Source organism: Lysinibacillus sp. EB106-09-02-XG168 (assembly GCF_058791475.1).
In genome coordinates, this window is record NZ_JBYTDN010000003.1 from 3,110,464 (window position 1) to 3,128,344 (window position 17,881).

The 17,881-nt window shown below is 36.7% G+C and carries 9 protein-coding genes, 2 pseudogenes and 1 riboswitch; of the genes and pseudogenes, 3 read left to right on the forward strand and 8 right to left on the reverse strand.

All coding sequences use genetic code 11. The features are described 5' to 3' along the window. The first annotated feature begins 128 nt into the window (after positions 1-128). Positions 129-1,037, forward strand: a complete 909-nt coding sequence (locus tag AC3WSO_RS16045) for a DNA glycosylase (RefSeq protein ID WP_492532198.1) — start codon at positions 129-131, stop codon at positions 1,035-1,037. A gap of 159 nt (positions 1,038-1,196) precedes the next feature. Here the strand turns inward: AC3WSO_RS16045 and AC3WSO_RS16050 are convergent. The 3 genes and pseudogenes from AC3WSO_RS16050 to AC3WSO_RS16060 all read right to left on the reverse strand — a co-directional run. Then, positions 1,197-2,969, reverse strand: a pseudogene (locus AC3WSO_RS16050) (vitamin B12-dependent ribonucleotide reductase); the annotation flags it as partial. 478 nt (positions 2,970-3,447) lie between these two features. After that, positions 3,448-4,242 (reverse strand): annotated as a pseudogene (locus AC3WSO_RS16055) (ribonucleotide reductase barrel domain-containing protein); the annotation flags it as partial. 464 nt (positions 4,243-4,706) lie between these two features. Continuing rightward, positions 4,707-5,537, reverse strand: a complete 831-nt coding sequence (locus AC3WSO_RS16060; RefSeq protein WP_349662110.1) for a lipoate--protein ligase family protein — start codon at positions 5,535-5,537, stop codon at positions 4,707-4,709. A gap of 567 nt (positions 5,538-6,104) precedes the next feature. Between AC3WSO_RS16060 and AC3WSO_RS16065 the strand changes: the two genes are divergently transcribed. Together AC3WSO_RS16065 and AC3WSO_RS16070 are read left to right on the forward strand one after the other, a co-directional pair. After that, a complete protein-coding gene (locus AC3WSO_RS16065) occupies positions 6,105-6,491 on the forward strand; it encodes a rhodanese-like domain-containing protein (protein ID WP_492532200.1) in 387 nt (128 codons plus the stop codon). A gap of 529 nt (positions 6,492-7,020) precedes the next feature. Further along, positions 7,021-7,097, forward strand: a riboswitch (glycine riboswitch). A 161-nt stretch (positions 7,098-7,258) separates the two neighbouring features. Beyond that, entirely contained in the window at positions 7,259-8,596 is a 1,338-nt protein-coding gene (locus tag AC3WSO_RS16070; protein WP_492532202.1) for an amino acid permease, read from the forward strand. Between the two features lie 163 nt (positions 8,597-8,759). Here the strand turns inward: AC3WSO_RS16070 and AC3WSO_RS16075 are convergent, their stop codons facing one another. The 5 genes from AC3WSO_RS16075 to AC3WSO_RS16095 form a co-directional block, all read right to left on the reverse strand. After that, positions 8,760-9,731, reverse strand: coding sequence for a glutaminase (locus AC3WSO_RS16075; protein WP_492532204.1), 972 nt, complete (start codon positions 9,729-9,731; stop codon positions 8,760-8,762). Between the two features lie 138 nt (positions 9,732-9,869). Then, a complete protein-coding gene (locus tag AC3WSO_RS16080) occupies positions 9,870-11,285 on the reverse strand; it encodes a M20 family metallopeptidase (RefSeq protein ID WP_492532206.1) in 1,416 nt (471 codons plus the stop codon). Between the two features lie 16 nt (positions 11,286-11,301). Next, the gene (locus AC3WSO_RS16085; RefSeq protein ID WP_492532208.1) at positions 11,302-12,528 is read right to left on the reverse strand and encodes an MFS transporter; all 1,227 of its coding nucleotides are present in this window, start codon (positions 12,526-12,528) and stop codon (positions 11,302-11,304) included. Positions 12,529-12,984: 456 nt separating this feature from the next. Then, the gene (locus AC3WSO_RS16090) at positions 12,985-14,289 is read right to left on the reverse strand and encodes a hypothetical protein (protein WP_492532209.1); all 1,305 of its coding nucleotides are present in this window, start codon (positions 14,287-14,289) and stop codon (positions 12,985-12,987) included. A 519-nt stretch (positions 14,290-14,808) separates the two neighbouring features. After that, positions 14,809-17,673 (reverse strand): hypothetical protein, encoded by a 2,865-nt coding sequence (locus AC3WSO_RS16095; RefSeq protein ID WP_492532211.1) that lies wholly within the window; start codon positions 17,671-17,673, stop codon positions 14,809-14,811. Between the last annotated feature and the right edge of the window lie 208 nt (positions 17,674-17,881).

Genomic DNA, 17,881 nt, shown 5'->3' on the forward strand with positions numbered 1-17,881 from the left:
ATAAGGTGTTTAGAATGTAATAGCAAGATAACAAAATTAGGTAAGATTATTTTGTGATAAAGTAAAATTACAGTTAGTGTAAGTTTTCAATCGTATAAAAAATCGGAATAGATGAGGAGAATGAAAAAATGACATGGCATGAAGTCAATGAAGTTATTGCAATCACATTACCTGAAAATTTCGACATGAATGCAAACCTAGGCTATTTGACAAGGGAAAAAAATGAATGCATGTATGAAATAGAGAATGATACCATTACAATAGTTATAGCCATTGAGGAAATTCGGTCCTTAGTACAGGTAAGCGTAATCAATAAACAAATGGTTGTTCAATTCCTAAATGATACGAGACCTATTGAAAAGTGGAAACGGGAAGAAATTGTAAAATACATTTATGAATGGTTTGATCTTGATAATGATTTAACGTCATTTTATGAAATGGCAAAAGCAGACCCATTACTTAAAATGCCTGCCCAAAAATTTTATGGATTGCGAGTTATCGGCATTCCCGATTTATTTGAAGCTTTATGTTGGGGAATTTTAGGGCAACAAATTAACTTAACCTTCGCGTACTCCTTAAAGAAGCAATTTGTAGAAAAATTTGGCGATTCCATCGAATGGAATGGTAAAAAGTATTGGGTGTTCCCAACGTACGAACGAATTGCACAGTTAACGCCTATCGACCTAGCTGATATTAAAATGACGATAAAAAAAAGTGAATACATTATTGGAATAGCTAAATTAATGGCAAGCGGAGAATTATCGAGGGAAAAACTAATAAAAATGAACTTTAAAGATGCTGAAAAAAAATTAATTAAAATACGAGGAATCGGTCCTTGGACAGCCAATTATGTTTTAATGCGCTGCCTCAGGTTCCAGACAGCTTTTCCAATTGATGATGTAGGTCTTATTAATTCGATAAAAATAGTACGTAATATGGACCGAAAGCCTACGAAAGATGAAATCTTAGAATTATCGCTTCCATGGGAAAACTGGGAATCATATGCTACCTTTTATTTATGGCGTGTCCTTTACTGATCTTTAATTTTAAACCAAGGCGGATAATCTGCCCCACTGCCCTGTTCCTTGCCCCTCTTTAAACCAACTCAACACAAAAACACCCCTTTAGATAATCATATCCAAAGGGGCAAAGCTTCGGGAGTTTATTTTAAACACCGCATCTTTTTTATAAACGGTTTATAGGCCACATTTTAACTGTGCTGCACAGTTTATACATGTATTACAGCCACCGATTTCTTCTACAGTTCCTTTGCGGCATACAGGACAAGTATTCCCTACATCCGAACCAATAACTGTTGTCGATTCTAATGCTTGAATCGTATCTACTAATACAACTGGACGCTTCGTTGGTACTTCTACTAAATCTTCCTCAAATGACAGTTGATCCATATCATTTTCTTCAGCCTTTAGTGTTAGTACTTGTGAATCACGGCTACCATCTACATAGACCGTACCACCTTTAGCGCCACCTTTATATAAACGCTCGTATACTTTTTCAACTTGTTGTACTGTATACCCTTTTGGTGCGTTTACAGTTTTTGAAATAGATGAATCAATCCATTTTTGGATGATACATTGTACATCAGCATGTGCTTCTGGTTTTAATTCCATCGCCGTAACGAACCAATCAGGAAGATTATTCTCATCTACTTCCGGATGACGTTCTAAATATTCTTGTACGATTTCTGCTTTTACCTCGATGAATTTTCCTAGGCGACCAGAACGGTAATATGTGAATGAGAAGTATGGCTCAAGACCCGTTGCCACGCCAACCATCGTACCAGTCGAACCAGTCGGAGCTACTGTTAGTAAATGTGAGTTGCGAATACCCGTTGCTAAAATTTGCTCTTTAATATGCGCAGGCATTTTTTGCATAAAGCCAGTTTCAGTGAATGCTTTACGTAAACGGGCTGTTTCTTCCTCTGTTGCTCCTACAAGGAATGGGAAGCTGCCGCGTTCTTTTGCAAGTTCTGTTGACGCTTCATAAGCAGTCTCTGCAATCGTTTTAAAGATTTCATCAACTAGCTCATTACCCGCTTCTGAACCATATTCTTTCTCACAATAAATGAGTAAGTCCGCTAAGCCCATTACGCCTAAGCCAACACGACGCTCTCCTAGAGCTTGTACACGATTTTCTTCTAAGAAGTATGGTGTAGCATCAATAACATTATCTTGCATACGGACACCAACACGAACTGTTTCACGTAATGCTTCGTAATCAATTGTTTGATCTTCTTTATTCGCAAACTGTGCTAAGTTGACAGCTGCTAAGTTACACACAGAATATGGTGCAAGTGGTTGTTCCCCACATGGGTTAGTCGCTACAACGCTTTGACCATAAGCTTTTGCGTTAGTCATGTCATTGGCGTTGTCGATGAAGAAAATACCTGGTTCTGCAGAGTACGTTGCACAAACATTGATTAAATTCCATAATTCCTTCGCTTTAATCGTGCGGTAAGTGCGTACTTTATAGCCCATTTTCTCCCATTCGCGCACATCTCCAACTTTATGCCACTCACTGTTGTAAATAGCCATTTCTTCTTTTGTATATTCTTCAACAGCTGGGAAACGAAGCTCGAATTCAGCGTCACTTTCAACTGCTTCCATAAATTCTTTTGTTAATGTTACAGAAATATTTGCACCAGTTAAAAACTCTGGATTGTGAACTGTATAAGTACCGCCATCGCGTAGTTTGTTTTCCGCTTCGCGAATAATAACTGTATCAAAACCACCTAAGCCTTCAATACCTTTATAGTTAACAATACCTTGGTACATAGCTTCCTCTTGAGTTGAAAGAGGTTTAAAGTTTAATTTTTCTTTTGCTAGACGAATAATCGTTTTATCCGTTGTATTTTCGATTAGGTATCGTAGAATACGTGGATTTTGCATTTTCGAAATAATAAATTCCACGATATCAGGATGCCAATCTGCCAGCATAATCATTTGTGCCTATTTCTTACGCGGGTTCGCTATACCCACTCTCTATGTCACCATAGAAGTTGAGACCATATCTTACATCTTATTTAGATGTCCTCGCACTTCGGAGTGGCTTCACTCCTACTCTACTCACTTCCGCGAACTAGCGTGTTTTCGATGGTCGTTGAACCTTCCCCTTTGAAAGAGGCTTGGCTGCTGATTGTCTTTATCCCACTGCTATTTTCAAGCATTCACGCTTACCGTTTCCAGTTACGTTGTAGCTAGCAATGCATTTATAATGCGTTTTTTAAGTTATGCTCATTTTTCAAATGAGACGTAAACCTTCCTTGTTTATTATGATCTATTGTAAAACCACATATTAACAAGTTTGTGGCTGTTTCGCATCATAAACATCCATAATTCCCACCTCGATTAAAGTGACAATATTTCCGTTAAAGAGTTCCCAGCAATTCACGAGGTTTGTTTACGCAGAAGCACCTAGATTATGCTTACCTCTGCGGCTACCACCTTGTTCGACAAGATGAGTCAGCTTCGCAATATCATCTAACCATGATACAGAGCCTGATGATTTACCATTTACACCACGTGCTAAAGTGTTACGTGGACGCAATGTCGAACCATTTGTCCCTACACCACCACCGCGGCTCATAATTTCCATCACTTGCTTACGGTGATCACTTATTCCTTCACGTGAATCTGCTACAAATGGCATTACGTAACAATTGAAGAAAGTTACATCCGTTTCAGATCCAGCTCCGTAAATAACTCGTCCAGCTGGGATGAACTTTAATGAGACTAGCTGCTCATAAAACTTATCAAACCATTCTTGGCGTTTCTCTTGTGTTTTTTCAACAGCAGCAAGCCCTGTTGCATTTCGTTTTGCGATTTGTTCATAAAATATTTCAAGAGGCTTTTCTAGCACGTCAATTGAACGCGTAATCACACCCGTTTCTTGCTCTTTCGGATCATCTATAGCACTACGGTAATCTTCCTCAATCAAAATTTCTGCTGTTTTTGTAGACATATCAAGCTTTTGGATTGTCCCTAAACCACGTGCAGGGAATTTTGGATCTGACTTTACTGTTAATACGACGAAATCACCGGCTTTTAACGTTTTCTTTTCCGTATCTTTAAACGAGTAGCGATCGATCATTACAAGTCTTGATACACCTTTATGCGTAATGTGCATATCAGGTGTTACAGGATGAACCTGTGGAAATTGTTCAATATCTTTGTTTAACTGTTCAAATTTGTTTACTTCGGGTTGATGATTTGTGAGTACCATCGTTTTGCCTCCCTTATTTTCTGCTTTACAAATATAAATACACAATATCATGTGTCGTCAAACACTACATATTGTGTATGTTGCTTTTAAAAAGATACTATATATAGTTTTTTAATTCAACTCTTGCAATTTCGAACAGAATGCGAACTGCTTGTTATCACAAGGGTCGAACGATAAAAAAATATTTTTCTTATACTTTTCAGCTATGTCAAACAACCATTTTTATCCACTCAACTTTTAGTTAGAAGACGTCGATTTCCGTTACGGGCTACTTGCTTTTCGCTGACGCTTCTCTTTCGCACAGAAAACATCCGCTCCGTGCAGGGTCTCGTCTGTCTCGCTTTCCCGCGGGAGTCAAGTAGCCCTTCACTACAATCAGCTAAAAATGGTCATTTATAAGCAATATATCAACAAAAAATCTTTTTACCGCTTAATAACAAAACAATATTTAATACTATTTCTTTTTATTTTTTGAAGTTCCAATCATCACATGCATATTTTTTTTCTTCTAGTGCATGTACATATTCTAATTGCTCCTCAGAAAGTGTAAATGGTTTTAAATCAATTTGCAACGATTTTGCAAAACCATCTCTAAAAGCTGTCACACATTGTTCAATAGTCACAGGTTCTTTAACAAGGTTATTGATAGCAACCGCTTTTTCAGGCATCTTTCTACGCATGCGTGCCTTCGCCTCTTCACTTGAAAAATTGAAGACAGATAATAATTTTTCTTGATCTAAATCAAGTAAAATAGCTCCGTGCTGTAAAATAACACCTTTTTGACGAGTTTGTGCACTACCTGCCACTTTTTTACCTTCTACTACAAGCTCATACCAGCTTGGTGCATCAAAGCAAACTGCACTTTTAGGTTTCTTTAGGTCCGCTCTTTGTTCTTCAGTATTAGGCACACTAAAATAAGCATCCATACCTAGATTATGAAACCCTTGCAATATCCCTTCACTTAACACTCTATATGCCTCTGTCACTGATTCAGGCATATCGGGATAGCTTTCTGAAACAATGACACTATATGTCAATTCATGTTCATGTAAAACGGCTCTACCACCTGTTGGACGACGAACAAAGCCTAACCCTTGTTCTCGCACCGCTTCTAGATTAATATCTCTTTTCGCTTGTTGAAAATAGCCAATCGAAAGAGTTGCTGGCTCCCACTCATAAAAACGAATAACCGGTGGAATTAAACCTTCACTATGCCAATCAAGTAATGCTTCGTCTAATGCCATATTGAAAGATGGGCTACATTTCCCTGAATTTAGAAAATACCAAGTTGTCATATTTTCATCTCCTACAAATATTAAATTAAACTTTTGCGAACGTGTACAAAATAAGGCTCATCCTGGTTGCTTCCGTTATGGCTGGGCGCTATGTTATTGCTGTCGCTTCGCTTTCGCACAGATAAAACATTTTTGTTGCTGTCGCTTCGCTTTCGCACAGATAAAACATTTGCTACCGCTGCATTAGTACTACAATTTCGCACAGAAAACATTCGCTTCGCTACAGGGTCTCATCTGTGAGGCTAATCCCCGTGGAGTGGCCCAGCCTTCACTCCAATCAGCTTATATAGGGCATACATTTTAACAAATTTCATCCTACTCCAAATGATGAGCCAAAAATAGTGCTTCTCAAATTTTGACACTTTTCGTTTAATTTTTTTTCTATATTTAAGTAATCCCACACTAAACCAAGAAAGTAGTGGATGATTCTGTGGCCTTTCACTAAAACATTCATATACAAAAGATAGATTAATTCTAGCCACAATCTAATTAATTTTATCAAACTCATTGGACTATCGCTAGCGCATCTTTTATAATAATAAAGAAGATAGAAAGGGGTAAGAAATTTTGTTAAACATACTTATCACAATCGGTGTTATTTTAGTAGTCGTAATTGCATATATCGGCATCAATGCCCTACGACTAAAAAAAGCCGTAACAAACCTAACACAAGAACAATTTATTGAAGGCTATCGTAAAGCGCAGCTTATCGACGTACGTGAGCAAAAAGAATTTGATGCAGGTCACATTCTTGGTGCACGTAATGTTCCTTCAACAACTCTACGTCAACGTCATAAAGAAATTCGCCCAGATTTACCAGTATATTTATACTGTCAAAATACAGGCCGTAGCTCACGTGCTGCTCTATTTCTTACAAAACGTGGCTACAACCAAATTTACCAACTTCAAGGTGGCTTCCGTACTTGGACAGGTAAAATAAAGTCTAAAAAATAATCTCAAAATATCGTTAAGGCATAAGTGACTACTCTAAATAAATATCTCGTGAAATCTAAGTAAATTTATTTATATACCTATCTCACTTTGTTTTCAACAGGAAGAAACCATCTCAAATGACTATGAGATGGTTTACTTTTTGCAAAAAATTCTGAGTTTCTACTATATTATATTTATTGTTTAACGTCTGACAACTTATTGAACAGAAAAAAGTAGAGTGTGTTGCAATATACTGCTCACATCACATTCAACTTCCTTTACCTAAATTCTAGCTCCTTCCCCACTCGTGCCTAGCCTGTTTACCCCCTTATACTAAACATTAAACATCATCCATATTTTAACGTATGTCTAAAAATACTATGTTTCGTATAATTTTTCCCTAGACGAACTCCAATCTTCTTTTTTTCTGAAAAAGACTGAAATTTACCCTTGAATAATTATGGTAGCACTGATAGGATGTATAATATCTTAAAATAATGTCATCAAGACATACAATACAAGCTATGAATGCTATGGATAAAACTATAGCAGGAGCAGTTCTGGAGAGAGCGCATTTTGCGTCGCCGAAGGGTTCACTATCTCAGGCAAAAGGACAGAGGAGTAATATTAACTTTCATCATGAAAGCTATACCACGCGAATGTTTTCTTTTTTACATACAACATTCACGATCGGTATTTGTTATTCTGTCGTTTACGAGACTAGTGTCACTACTAGTCTCTTTTTTATTTCCAGTCATAGTTTTTACGTATCTTTGAGGGGGAGCAACGTGGAACAACAACAATTAAAACGTGAATTAAAAAATCGCCATGTGCAGCTCATTGCGATTGGCGGAACAATCGGTACTGGTTTATTTTTAGGCTCCGGAAAAGCCATTGCTTTAGCAGGACCTTCCATCATCTTCGCCTATCTAATTGTCGGAACCGCCTTATTTTTCGTTATGCGGGCTTTAGGTGAACTGTTATTATCGAATGCTGGCTATACATCATTTACTGATTTTGCGTCCGAATATATAGGACCTTGGGCAGGTTACATTACTGGCTGGACATACTGGTTCTGCTGGATTATGACCGCTATGGCAGATATTATCGCTGTCGGCGTTTATGTACAATATTGGTTTGATATTCCACAATGGGTGCCTGCAATTGGCTGTTTAGTCCTGTTGCTAATGTTGAATCTATTAACTGTAAAACTATTTGGCGAACTAGAATTTTGGTTTGCACTTATAAAAGTCATTACAATTGTTGCACTGATTGTGATTGGATTATTCATGTTATTTACAGGCTTTCAAACTAGCTCTGGCACAGTTTCTGTTGAAAATCTTTGGGCACATGGCGGGTTATTCCCGAATGGTCTACATGGGTTCTTAATGGCATTCCAAATGGTTGTTTTCGCTTTTGTTGGTGTCGAATTAGTAGGGGTTTCTGCTGCTGAAACGGCCGATCCTAAAAAAAATATTCCTTCTGCCATTAACAAAATTCCATTACGCATTTTATTATTCTACGTAGGGGCGTTATTTGTTATTTTATGCATTAATCCTTGGCATGAAATGTCTGCATCTAGTAGTCCATTTGTACAAGTATTTACACTAGCCGGTATTCCAATTGCTGCAGGGATTATTAATTTTGTCGTTCTAACATCTGCTGCTTCGGCTGGTAATAGTGGTTTATTTTCTACAAGTCGGATGCTCTTTAATCTTGGAAACAATAAGCAAGCTTCGCCAACGTTTGCAAAGCTAAATAAAAACAGTGTACCAAGCAACGCACTTGTTGTATCTGCAATTGTTGTATCTGTTGGTGCATTACTAAGTAAATTAATGCCTGAAAACGCCTTTAGTGTTGTGACAACGATTAGTGCCATTTGTTTTATCTGGGTGTGGAGTATTATATTAATCTCTCATATCATCTATAAACGTAAAAATCGTGCACTTCATGAAGCATCAATTTTCAAAGCACCTTTTACTCCGTTCGTGAACTATTTAGTACTTGCCTTCTTTGCATTTCTATTAGTAGTGATGTTCATTTCAGAAGCAACTCGTACCGCATTACTATTGACACCAATTTGGTTTATATTGCTGCTGATTCTTTATAAGAAAAAAAGAAAGTAATACGCTAAATTATATTGTCCTGGATAGTGACACTTTAAGCAAAGTGAAGCTATTCAGGGCTTTTTTTATTACAAATTAACCGGTATAATCTTGGCGAATGTTTAAAAATCCGCTGAAAGAAGTAAAAAAGATGACTCCATATACTGAAGTCATCTTTCATTGGTTAAAAAATATTCATATTCCATTCGGTAGCGATATGCTTAAGTAAATTCACGCCAGCTACGCTGTTCCCGATGTCATCAATTGCTGGTCCATAAATGCCAATACCACACCCAGCTGGAAAAGGCGAATCTAAGCCTGCATGACTTGGCACTGCCGCCAAAATCGCTCCGGAAACACCACTTTTAGCGGGTAACCCGATAAATGCAGCAAATTTGCCAGAAGCATTATACATACCACAAGTAACCATCAATGCCTTTGCTAATTTTGCTACTTGCTTAGGAAAAAGCTGTGTTTTTGTTAGTGGATGATAACCATCATTGGCGATTACTAAACCAATCATCGCTAAATCTGAAACATTTACTTCAATCGCACATTGTTTTAAATAAACCTCCAATGCCTCCTCTACAGGACAGTCTAAAAAGCCAGAATCCATTAAATAATAGGCTAATGAACGATTTCGATTTGCAGTTTGCCATTCAGATTGATAAACCTCTTCATTCACTTTTAATTTCTTGCCAACCATTTGCTCTAAAAAACAAAGGATTTTTGAAACCTTTTCTTGCGGCGAATTTCCGTCAAGCATAGAGGATACTGTAATGGCTCCTGCATTAATCATTGGATTAAACGGTTTTCCAGGCTGATGACTTTCTAGACGAATGATTGAATTGAAGGTGTCACCTGTAGGTTCAACATCTACTCGTTCTAAAACATAAGGTAATCCTCGTTCCATACACGCTAAAATAAATGTAACGACCTTTGAAACACTCTGCAGCGTAAATAGTTCAGTTGTCTCTCCGGCTTTCATTTCGTCATTATTAGTGCCGATAATCGAAATCGCTAATTGATTTGGATCTTTTTCAGCTAAAGCAGGAATATAACTTGCGCATTGCCCCTCTTTAGCAAAAGGACGAAACTGTTCCACCCATTCTGCCGCAAGTTGATTATTATTATGATTGTTATGTTCTGTCGGCATTTTGTAATCTCCTTTCAAAAAACGGCATTTTACGCCATAACTACTCAATAAGTACACTTAACTAAGAAAAAACTTAATAATAGGCAAAAACAGAGCCTCCATAGTTTACCCTACGAAGACTCTTTTTGGTATACTTTTTTAAAATTTCGGAGGCTTAGTACCTTCTGGAATTAGCGAAGCATAAGTCTCCCCGTCCAGACGTTCCTTCCATTCTTTTTTAGCTTCTTCAATCAGTGATGGATTATCAATTAGACCCACAGCAGTGCAAGCCATTATTTTTGCTGCCTGTAACATTCCCTTATGTGCTATTGGCATAACCCCCTGTGATACAACCTGCCAAGTATGAAGCGGTGTACCTAGTGCCATACATACAGTTGTACATTGAACAGTCGGGACATTCCAGCTTACATCTCCAACATCCGTTGATCCGCCTAATATAAATTCAGGTAGGACACTTGGAATGTGGTCAGCAATAACTTTACCTTGTAACCGCATAGCATCATCTTTTTTTAGACCTACTAATGCTGATGCCTGGATTTCAGGCGTAAATGTATTAAAAATAGCTTGGGCATGCTGTTCATCTTCTCTTGTATAAGTAGGCATTCCTAGATCAATTATTTGTTTTTGCATCGCATCATAAAGTGTTTTATTTGGGATAAGATTGGACGCTGCTCCCTCAAAGGCGATTTCTAACGATGTTTCAGTCATCAAAGTTGCACCTTTAGCAATATTTTCAACACGTTGATAAATCTCTTGTACTTGATGCTTTTTAGGTGCTCTGATTAAGTATGTCACCTCTGCATATGGTTGAACGACATTTGGTGATGATCCACCTGTGTTTGTAACTGCATAATGCACACGCGCTTCTGGAATAATATGTTCGCGTAAATAGTTTACCCCAACATTCATGAGTTCAACTGCATCTAATGCACTCCGACCCAAATGTGGAGCTGCTGCTGCATGTGCACTTTTTCCCGTAAACTTAAACGTAACAGCATAGTTTGCTAGAGAGCTGCAAGTCATTACAGTTGTAAAAGTACCAGGATGCCAAGATATTGCAATATCGACATCATCAAAAATACCAGCCTTCGCCATATAAGCTTTTCCTGAACCATTCTCCTCTGCTGGACAACCGTAGAAACGAATTGTCGCTGATTGATTATTTTGCTCTAAATAGTCTTTCACCGCAACAGCAGCGGAGAATGCTCCTGTACCTAATAAGTTATGCCCACAACCATGGCCACTTTCTCCGTCCTCTAATGGTTCGAAATGAGTAGCCCCACCTTTTTGACTCAAGCCAGGGAGTGCATCATATTCACCGAGAAAGGCAATAACCGGCTTTCCCGATCCATACGTTCCTACTAGTGCTGTATCAAGTCCTGCGATGCCAAGTTCTGTTGTAAAGCCCTCTTTTTCTAAAGCGTCCCTCATATATTGAACAGATTTCTTTTCTTGAAAGTGAAGTTCAGGTACTGCCCAGATAGCATCACTTAATTGAATAAAAGCATCCCTTTTTGACTCAACTAATGAAGAAATTTTTTCATGTACATTCATCTTTTTATACCCCCTATTATGAATTCAAAAGACTTCCTTTTTGATCATTTAACGTTAAAAGCGAAATAATACAAATAACTGCAAATCCAATCAACATCCAAAATGCTGCATCGAACGAACCGTTAAAAGCATCTACCATAAAGCCGATTGCCATTGGCGTTACAAATCCAGCTAATTGCCCGCCTGTATTAGCAACTCCCATTGCGGAACCTGTAATAGAAGAAGGTAATTTCTTTAACACAATGGCAGGTAATAATGTAATAACAAATGCAATAAATAAAGTAACAACCGTTTGATAAGCAATAAACATCGTTACCGATTCCGCTGTAAACATGAAGTACAATAAAATACCAATTACTCCACATGAAATTGAACCTAAGATTTTGTCCATTCCTCGCGGCAACTTATCAATGAGATAACCACTTCCATAAATACCGATAATAGTAGTGATAGCTGGGATTGTTTGCGCCCAACCAATCGACATTAAATCGAGTCCACGATTTTTTTGAAGGTATGTCGGAATCCAAGAAACTAATCCCCAGTTCACCGCATAAATACAGAAATATGCAATCATTAAATTCCACATAAGCGGTGTCTTAAAAAGTTCCTTAAAGTTTACTTTCGTAGAAGTATTTTCTTTACCATTACTACTTTCCACTACTTCCTCTTGTGGAAGTTTGATATATTTCCAATATAAAAATGCAATAATGGCTCCGATCGCACCAATTACAACAAACATCGTACGCCAGCCAATTGTTCCTAACAAATAAGCTGCGAGTAAAGGTACGATTAACGAAACAATGCCGCCAGAGGAAAGCATAATTGACATCGCTCGCCCTCGTTCCTCCCTCGGAAAAATCGTCGCAATAATTTTAGAGCTCGATGGTTGGAACCCACCTTCCCCAATGCCAAATAAAAATCGAATGACAATCATCGCAACTAAAGACCAAGCTATTGCCGTTAAACCTGTAAATATCGACCACATGATTACTGAAAAAAGTAAGATTTTTTTAGCGCCAAATTTATCAGCCAACCAACCGCCAGGTATTTGCATAATTGCATAGCCTAAAAAGAAAGCGCTTAAAATAATTCCAGTAGAAGAAGCATCTAAATTTAAATCACCCGTAATTGATACTACTGCATAGTTCATGATGTAACGATCTAGATTTCCTAATGACCATCCTAAAAATAAGAGTGCAAGGATTAAATTTCTGGATTTTTTTGTTACTTCATTCGTTGTCATTACTATCCCTCCCATGTTTAAACTGCGTTGCTGCAATTGATAGTATTAAAGGAAAAAGACATCCAGTTACTCGAATATTGCGACAACTAAAACTCTTATTCTTCCATCTCGTTATCTTTTACAACTTTTCTATACTATTTTTCATCTCTCCCTATTTATTAAAATAGACCCCTATATAGCGACGATTTCGTTATATATTCGTATAATAATAGACTTTTTATGAATTGACAATATTATTTTGAAAATTTTTAATAGATAATCGCATGAAAAATGGTATCTATCATACGTCGTTAAAACTAGGAAACCGTTGATTTATCTACACTTGTTAAATATTCATCGAAAACGAATAATAACTAAAAAACTTGTATTTTTCTATTTACGAAAATTTCCGCCAAACAAAAAATGCCCTAAAAACCATTCATTGGTTTAGGGCATTTTATATTTCAAATGCTTGACCTACATCACAAGCTGGTATATTTTTATTGGTCTACCACGTGTATGCTGTAATTCTTCTCCACAAATTTCCGCTAAACCTACACTACATAAATCAGCCACGATGCGCTGTGCATTTCGTTCACTCATTTGAAGCTGTGCGGCTAAATCTTTTGTCGTAAAGTGCTTCCAGCTCATTTTTTGAACTAGCGCTTGTATTCTTGTATAGTTTTTAATGCTAACATTGCCTTTTTTTAATTTTTCAAGGATAGTAGGATCATCAGCTCGGTAGGAATATGTTAGCTCCTCGCTATTTCCGAGAGATTCAATCATTGTACCATCATCTTGAATCATGACAATATCAATCGATTCATGTTCTTTCGTTTGACGTAAAGCCCTATGCGCATTTAATTCGGCATTAAATACCGTTTGCGCAAAGCCTATTCCTGCTGTAACCTTTGCCTCCATCTCAATGGACAGCTGGTACATCTTTTCCTTGATGAATTGAATCTGCCCTTCGATTGCTCCCCTCGTACTGAAAACAGTATATCTCCCATTCCCTTCCTCTATTAAGGAGCCATCAATCTGTTCGCATAATTGCAGTAAGTTTTCCTTCATGCGCAATTCTAAATATTGAATACGATATCCTTGTTTCATTCTTTCCTTCAATGAATCGAATTCTTTTATTTCGAGCATGACAGCACCTATTTGCGTTTCTTTATAATACGAAGTTTTAATTTTTTCGGTAAATAGCTGAACGGTATGGTAAATTTCTGTTTTTGTAGGCGACACCCAATAGGAGGGAACCCCTCTCTTTTTCAGCTCTTCATCGACAGATGGGTAACATGTGATCGCAAAATCGATTTTCCCCTTCAGCCATAGGTCATAATGGAAATCAAATAATTCTTTCGGATCAATGGCCACATCAAATTCCTTTACATACATGTTCCTTACATTCTTCTCGATTTCCGCCAATCCTTCTGATGCCATTTGTGCAGGTGATGAAATAATATCAATACTGACATTCTCAATAACTTTCCCTATTTTATAGGATTGCTCAAAAAAACCTTTGTAAATGGCCGCCTCAGAAAAGATGATATGTGCCAGCTTATCCTGTGAGACACTTGCCTGACTAGCAATTTTATAAGGTATGTATCCCGAAAATAGCCAAAAATCAACATCTCGATTGTAGGTTTCCACAAGATGTTTCGTTTCTGTAGCAATCGAATAAATATATGGGATAAACTCCATATCCTGTTCGATTTCATGTGCTAATTTGATAATTTTTTTTACGGATTTTATTGGGCCAACAACACCTATTTTATACATCTTTAGTTCCTACCTTCTATGTCAAACTACTTTGGTTATGACAAAAAATTCTCAATTATTATGCAGATTAACTATAAATAGTATATCTAAGAGTTGATATTCTACACAAATAAAAAAGATACATTTAACCTGTACCTTTTTCTACCGAAGAACAATTATATCTATGAAATTAAGGGTGATTTATGAATAAAGTATAGCTTTTACGCAAAACGAGAGGTTGATTTCAGTTCCGACCGGGCGCTTTGCCGCTGACGCGCAGAGCAGAGCTTCCTAGGGGCGTCCGGTCTCCACTTCTATCAACCACTCCACATAGCATGTATATTCTTACATATCACTCAAATTTATATGTTTAGCATTGTATCTAAATAAAAGCTAAGCGGCGAAGAAAGCAACTCGACTCCCGATCTAGACAGAAATCCCTCTCATTTAAATTGCAGTTTCCCTTGACCATTTTGTTTTTCAACAACATGAAAACCCCGAATAAATTTTCTTTATTCGGGGCTTTGGTTAAACAATTATTTATAAATCGTTTGCATACATTTTCTTATATAAAATTTCTAATTTTTTCGAGAGCTTACCATAAGCAGTTTGCCAAGCTTTACGAGCTGCTGCATTATCGTCTGTCGAAGGTACGTAAAGCGCATGTACATCAGCTACCTTCTTCAAGTCACTCTCGGCCTGTGTTAGTTTAGAATAATTTTTTACGACGCTCTTTTCTGAAGCACTAAGGCCATCATATGCTGTACGAATTTCTTTTACTTTCGTTTCCAAGTCATCAATATATTCACCATTTACGAGCAATGAATTAATTGATTCAACTAATTTCAAAGCACTTTCATTAGACTGTTGTTGACCTTTATCCTTATCGATAATGGATTGTCGTATTTCTGGGCTAACTAAACTCATTTGTTTTGAAGTTAGCTTATTAAAAGCTTTAATAACAGTTGTTGGGTTACTAATAAATGATTTTTCATACGTCTTCATAAATGATTCTACTTTTTTAGCATCGGAAACCGCTGTTGTTAAGATCGACGCATTTGTAATACGTTTTTTATCACTAGAGCTTAGCTTTTTATATTGAGTTGAAAGCTCATTAATTTTTTCTATTGAAACTGTATACGTATCATTTGAGACAATTTTTGCAATTTCATTATTTAATGTTGTGATATTTGGTGCATTACCGTCTTCTAGACGATTATTGAGCAAATCTTCATATTGCTGTTTGGCTAAATGCTGTTGATTTGCTGGTAGCTTAGCATATGCAGTTTGTACGGTTTGAATTTTTTTTGCTTGTTTCGTAGCATCTGTTTCTTGTCGTGCAGTTTGTACTTTTTTATGGAATGACTTAACACCAGAAAGATCTTTACTCGCAGCTGTTAATAAATAATAGTTTGTAACATATTTTCGTCCACCTGAAGATAGGTTTTTATATTTTGTTGTTGCCGCATTTACAGCACTTTCGAATTGTTCAAATGTATATTTCGTTACATTAGCAAGCTTCTCAACATCGGCTTTTAAAGCCAATGCAGCCGCTTTATCAGCAGGTTCCTTACCATTTACATCAACTGTAATAGTCGGTGGATTCAATAAAAAATCGTTTGCATTATAAACAAGTGATTGTTGTAAACTAGTTAACTTATTATATGCTTTCAATACATTTGTGTAGTTCGTTTTTAACTTGCTCTCAGCTACTCCTGGCGTTTCTGAAAGCTTTTGATAAGCGTCCATGTCCTTAACAATTTTTTCTGCTGCTTTAAAATCCTTTTGTAAAGTTAGTATGCTATTATATCCGACAATTTTAGCCGCTGAATTTTTCGTTAAACCCTTATATTCATTAATAATACGGTTTACATTATTGACATGCCCTTGCCAAGAATCTTTTGATGGATCTATAGGGTAAGTGTCATCAACATCGCCGACATAACTTTCAATCTCTCTATTTAAGTTGTCTATTTGATTGTTTTCTGCGTTTTCAGCTTGAAGTAATGTACTCATAGATTTCGCTGGTACAAGCTTAAGTTGTTTATAAGTTAACTTTTCATAAGCCGTACGTATCGATTTTGCTGTAGTCACCTGTTTGCTAGGTAAATCTTTAGGTGACAGCTTATCGAAAAGTTTAATAAATTGTTCGACCTTTTTGATATCCGATTTAGCATCACTTAAAATTACTTGATTTTGAACCGTCGCTCGGTAACTTTGAGATAATTTTGCTATATCCTTTTCTATCGTTTCTATTGCTGATTGTAAGGATTCGATGCTAGTAGGTACATACGTAACAAAAGAACTTTTATAGTCTAATAATGCAACAATTGCCTGATTTATTCTTCTTACTTCCTTAAAGTCTTCGATATCTGTCGGATCTTTCAAAATGTTTTTAATGCTATTGTATAAGGCATCGTTTAGATCTAAGCTACGTTGTAATAAATCCAACTTGTCATAGGTCTCATCGATTTCTTTTAAATATTTCGGTAGGTCTTTTTCATTAATCTCTTTTACCTTATCTACTTTCTCATTTAACTTGCTTATTAAATCTACATCCGCAGCTGCTCGCTTTAATACATCATAATTTTTCACATTCGCCTTCGCTGCAGCAGACAGTGCCTCATATTTACTTTCTAATTCCTTTACTTTTGCCTTAAAAGATTCTAAACTTGTTACATTATATTTGTTGTCATTTATTAATAAAGTTTTAATTTCTTCAATCATCGACTCGGATGGTTCATTAGATACTGTTATCACATCAGACTCAACAGATTCTGCCAAAGAAATTCCTACCTTTGCCTGTACTTTGACCATTATATCTGTAACGCCATCTGTTAAAGCATTATTAGGGATTCTGTATGTATCTTTAGTAGCTCCATCAATTATTGTGAAAGATTCACCAACTTTATAAAACCATTGATAGCTATATGTAATTTGATTGCTTTGTAATTTCGCCCCAGCATCATCGGTTACAATTGCTCCTCCTACTTGTACCGATTCACCGGGTACTGCATAATTTGAACTACTATCAATTCTTGGCTTAGTTATTGAAAGTTTTAGTTCATTAATCGAAAAGGGTTCACTCTTATACTTATCGCCTTTTGTTGTAGTCGCTTCCACGAAAACTGCTTTGCCTGCCGCTTCTACTGGTACTGTAAATGACGCTGTTGTGGCACCAGAGATTGGTTTATTCGTTGGATCATTAGAACCACCTACATAGTACCATTGATAACCTTTAACAATTGAGTTTGCTGGTAAGTTTTCGATAGAAGCTTTTAACGTTTCATTTACTGTATTTTTCCCTGTGACTGTAACGGTATCAGCTCCCACCGCCCCTGCAACCGTTGGTACAAATAGAGCTGCTGGAATAGCTGCTGCTGTGAAAAGTAATTTTTTATTCAAATTTCCATACCTCCTCTATCATCTATTGGATTATATCGGCTACATTCTTAATAATTCGCTTTATTTTATAGATTAATTCTAAAAAGTGTATTTCCTCCTATTCCAAAATAAAAAATAATACTATTTTGATTTTACGTTGATTAATTACTCATTCCCCCTTTCGTATTGTTACAGTAAATATCATTTACTTGAGTTAATGAGCTCCTAA

Coding starts and splice junctions, on each gene's coding strand:
- AC3WSO_RS16060 (WP_349662110.1), bottom strand. CDS start 5,537: ATGACAACTTGGTATTTTCTAAATTCAGGGAAATGTAGCCCATCTTTC.
- AC3WSO_RS16090 (WP_492532209.1), bottom strand. CDS start 14,289: ATGTATAAAATAGGTGTTGTTGGCCCAATAAAATCCGTAAAAAAAATT.
- AC3WSO_RS16080 (WP_492532206.1), bottom strand. CDS start 11,285: ATGAATGTACATGAAAAAATTTCTTCATTAGTTGAGTCAAAAAGGGAT.
- AC3WSO_RS16085 (WP_492532208.1), bottom strand. CDS start 12,528: ATGACAACGAATGAAGTAACAAAAAAATCCAGAAATTTAATCCTTGCA.
- AC3WSO_RS16045 (WP_492532198.1), top strand. CDS start 129: ATGACATGGCATGAAGTCAATGAAGTTATTGCAATCACATTACCTGAA.
- AC3WSO_RS16075 (WP_492532204.1), bottom strand. CDS start 9,731: ATGCCGACAGAACATAACAATCATAATAATAATCAACTTGCGGCAGAA.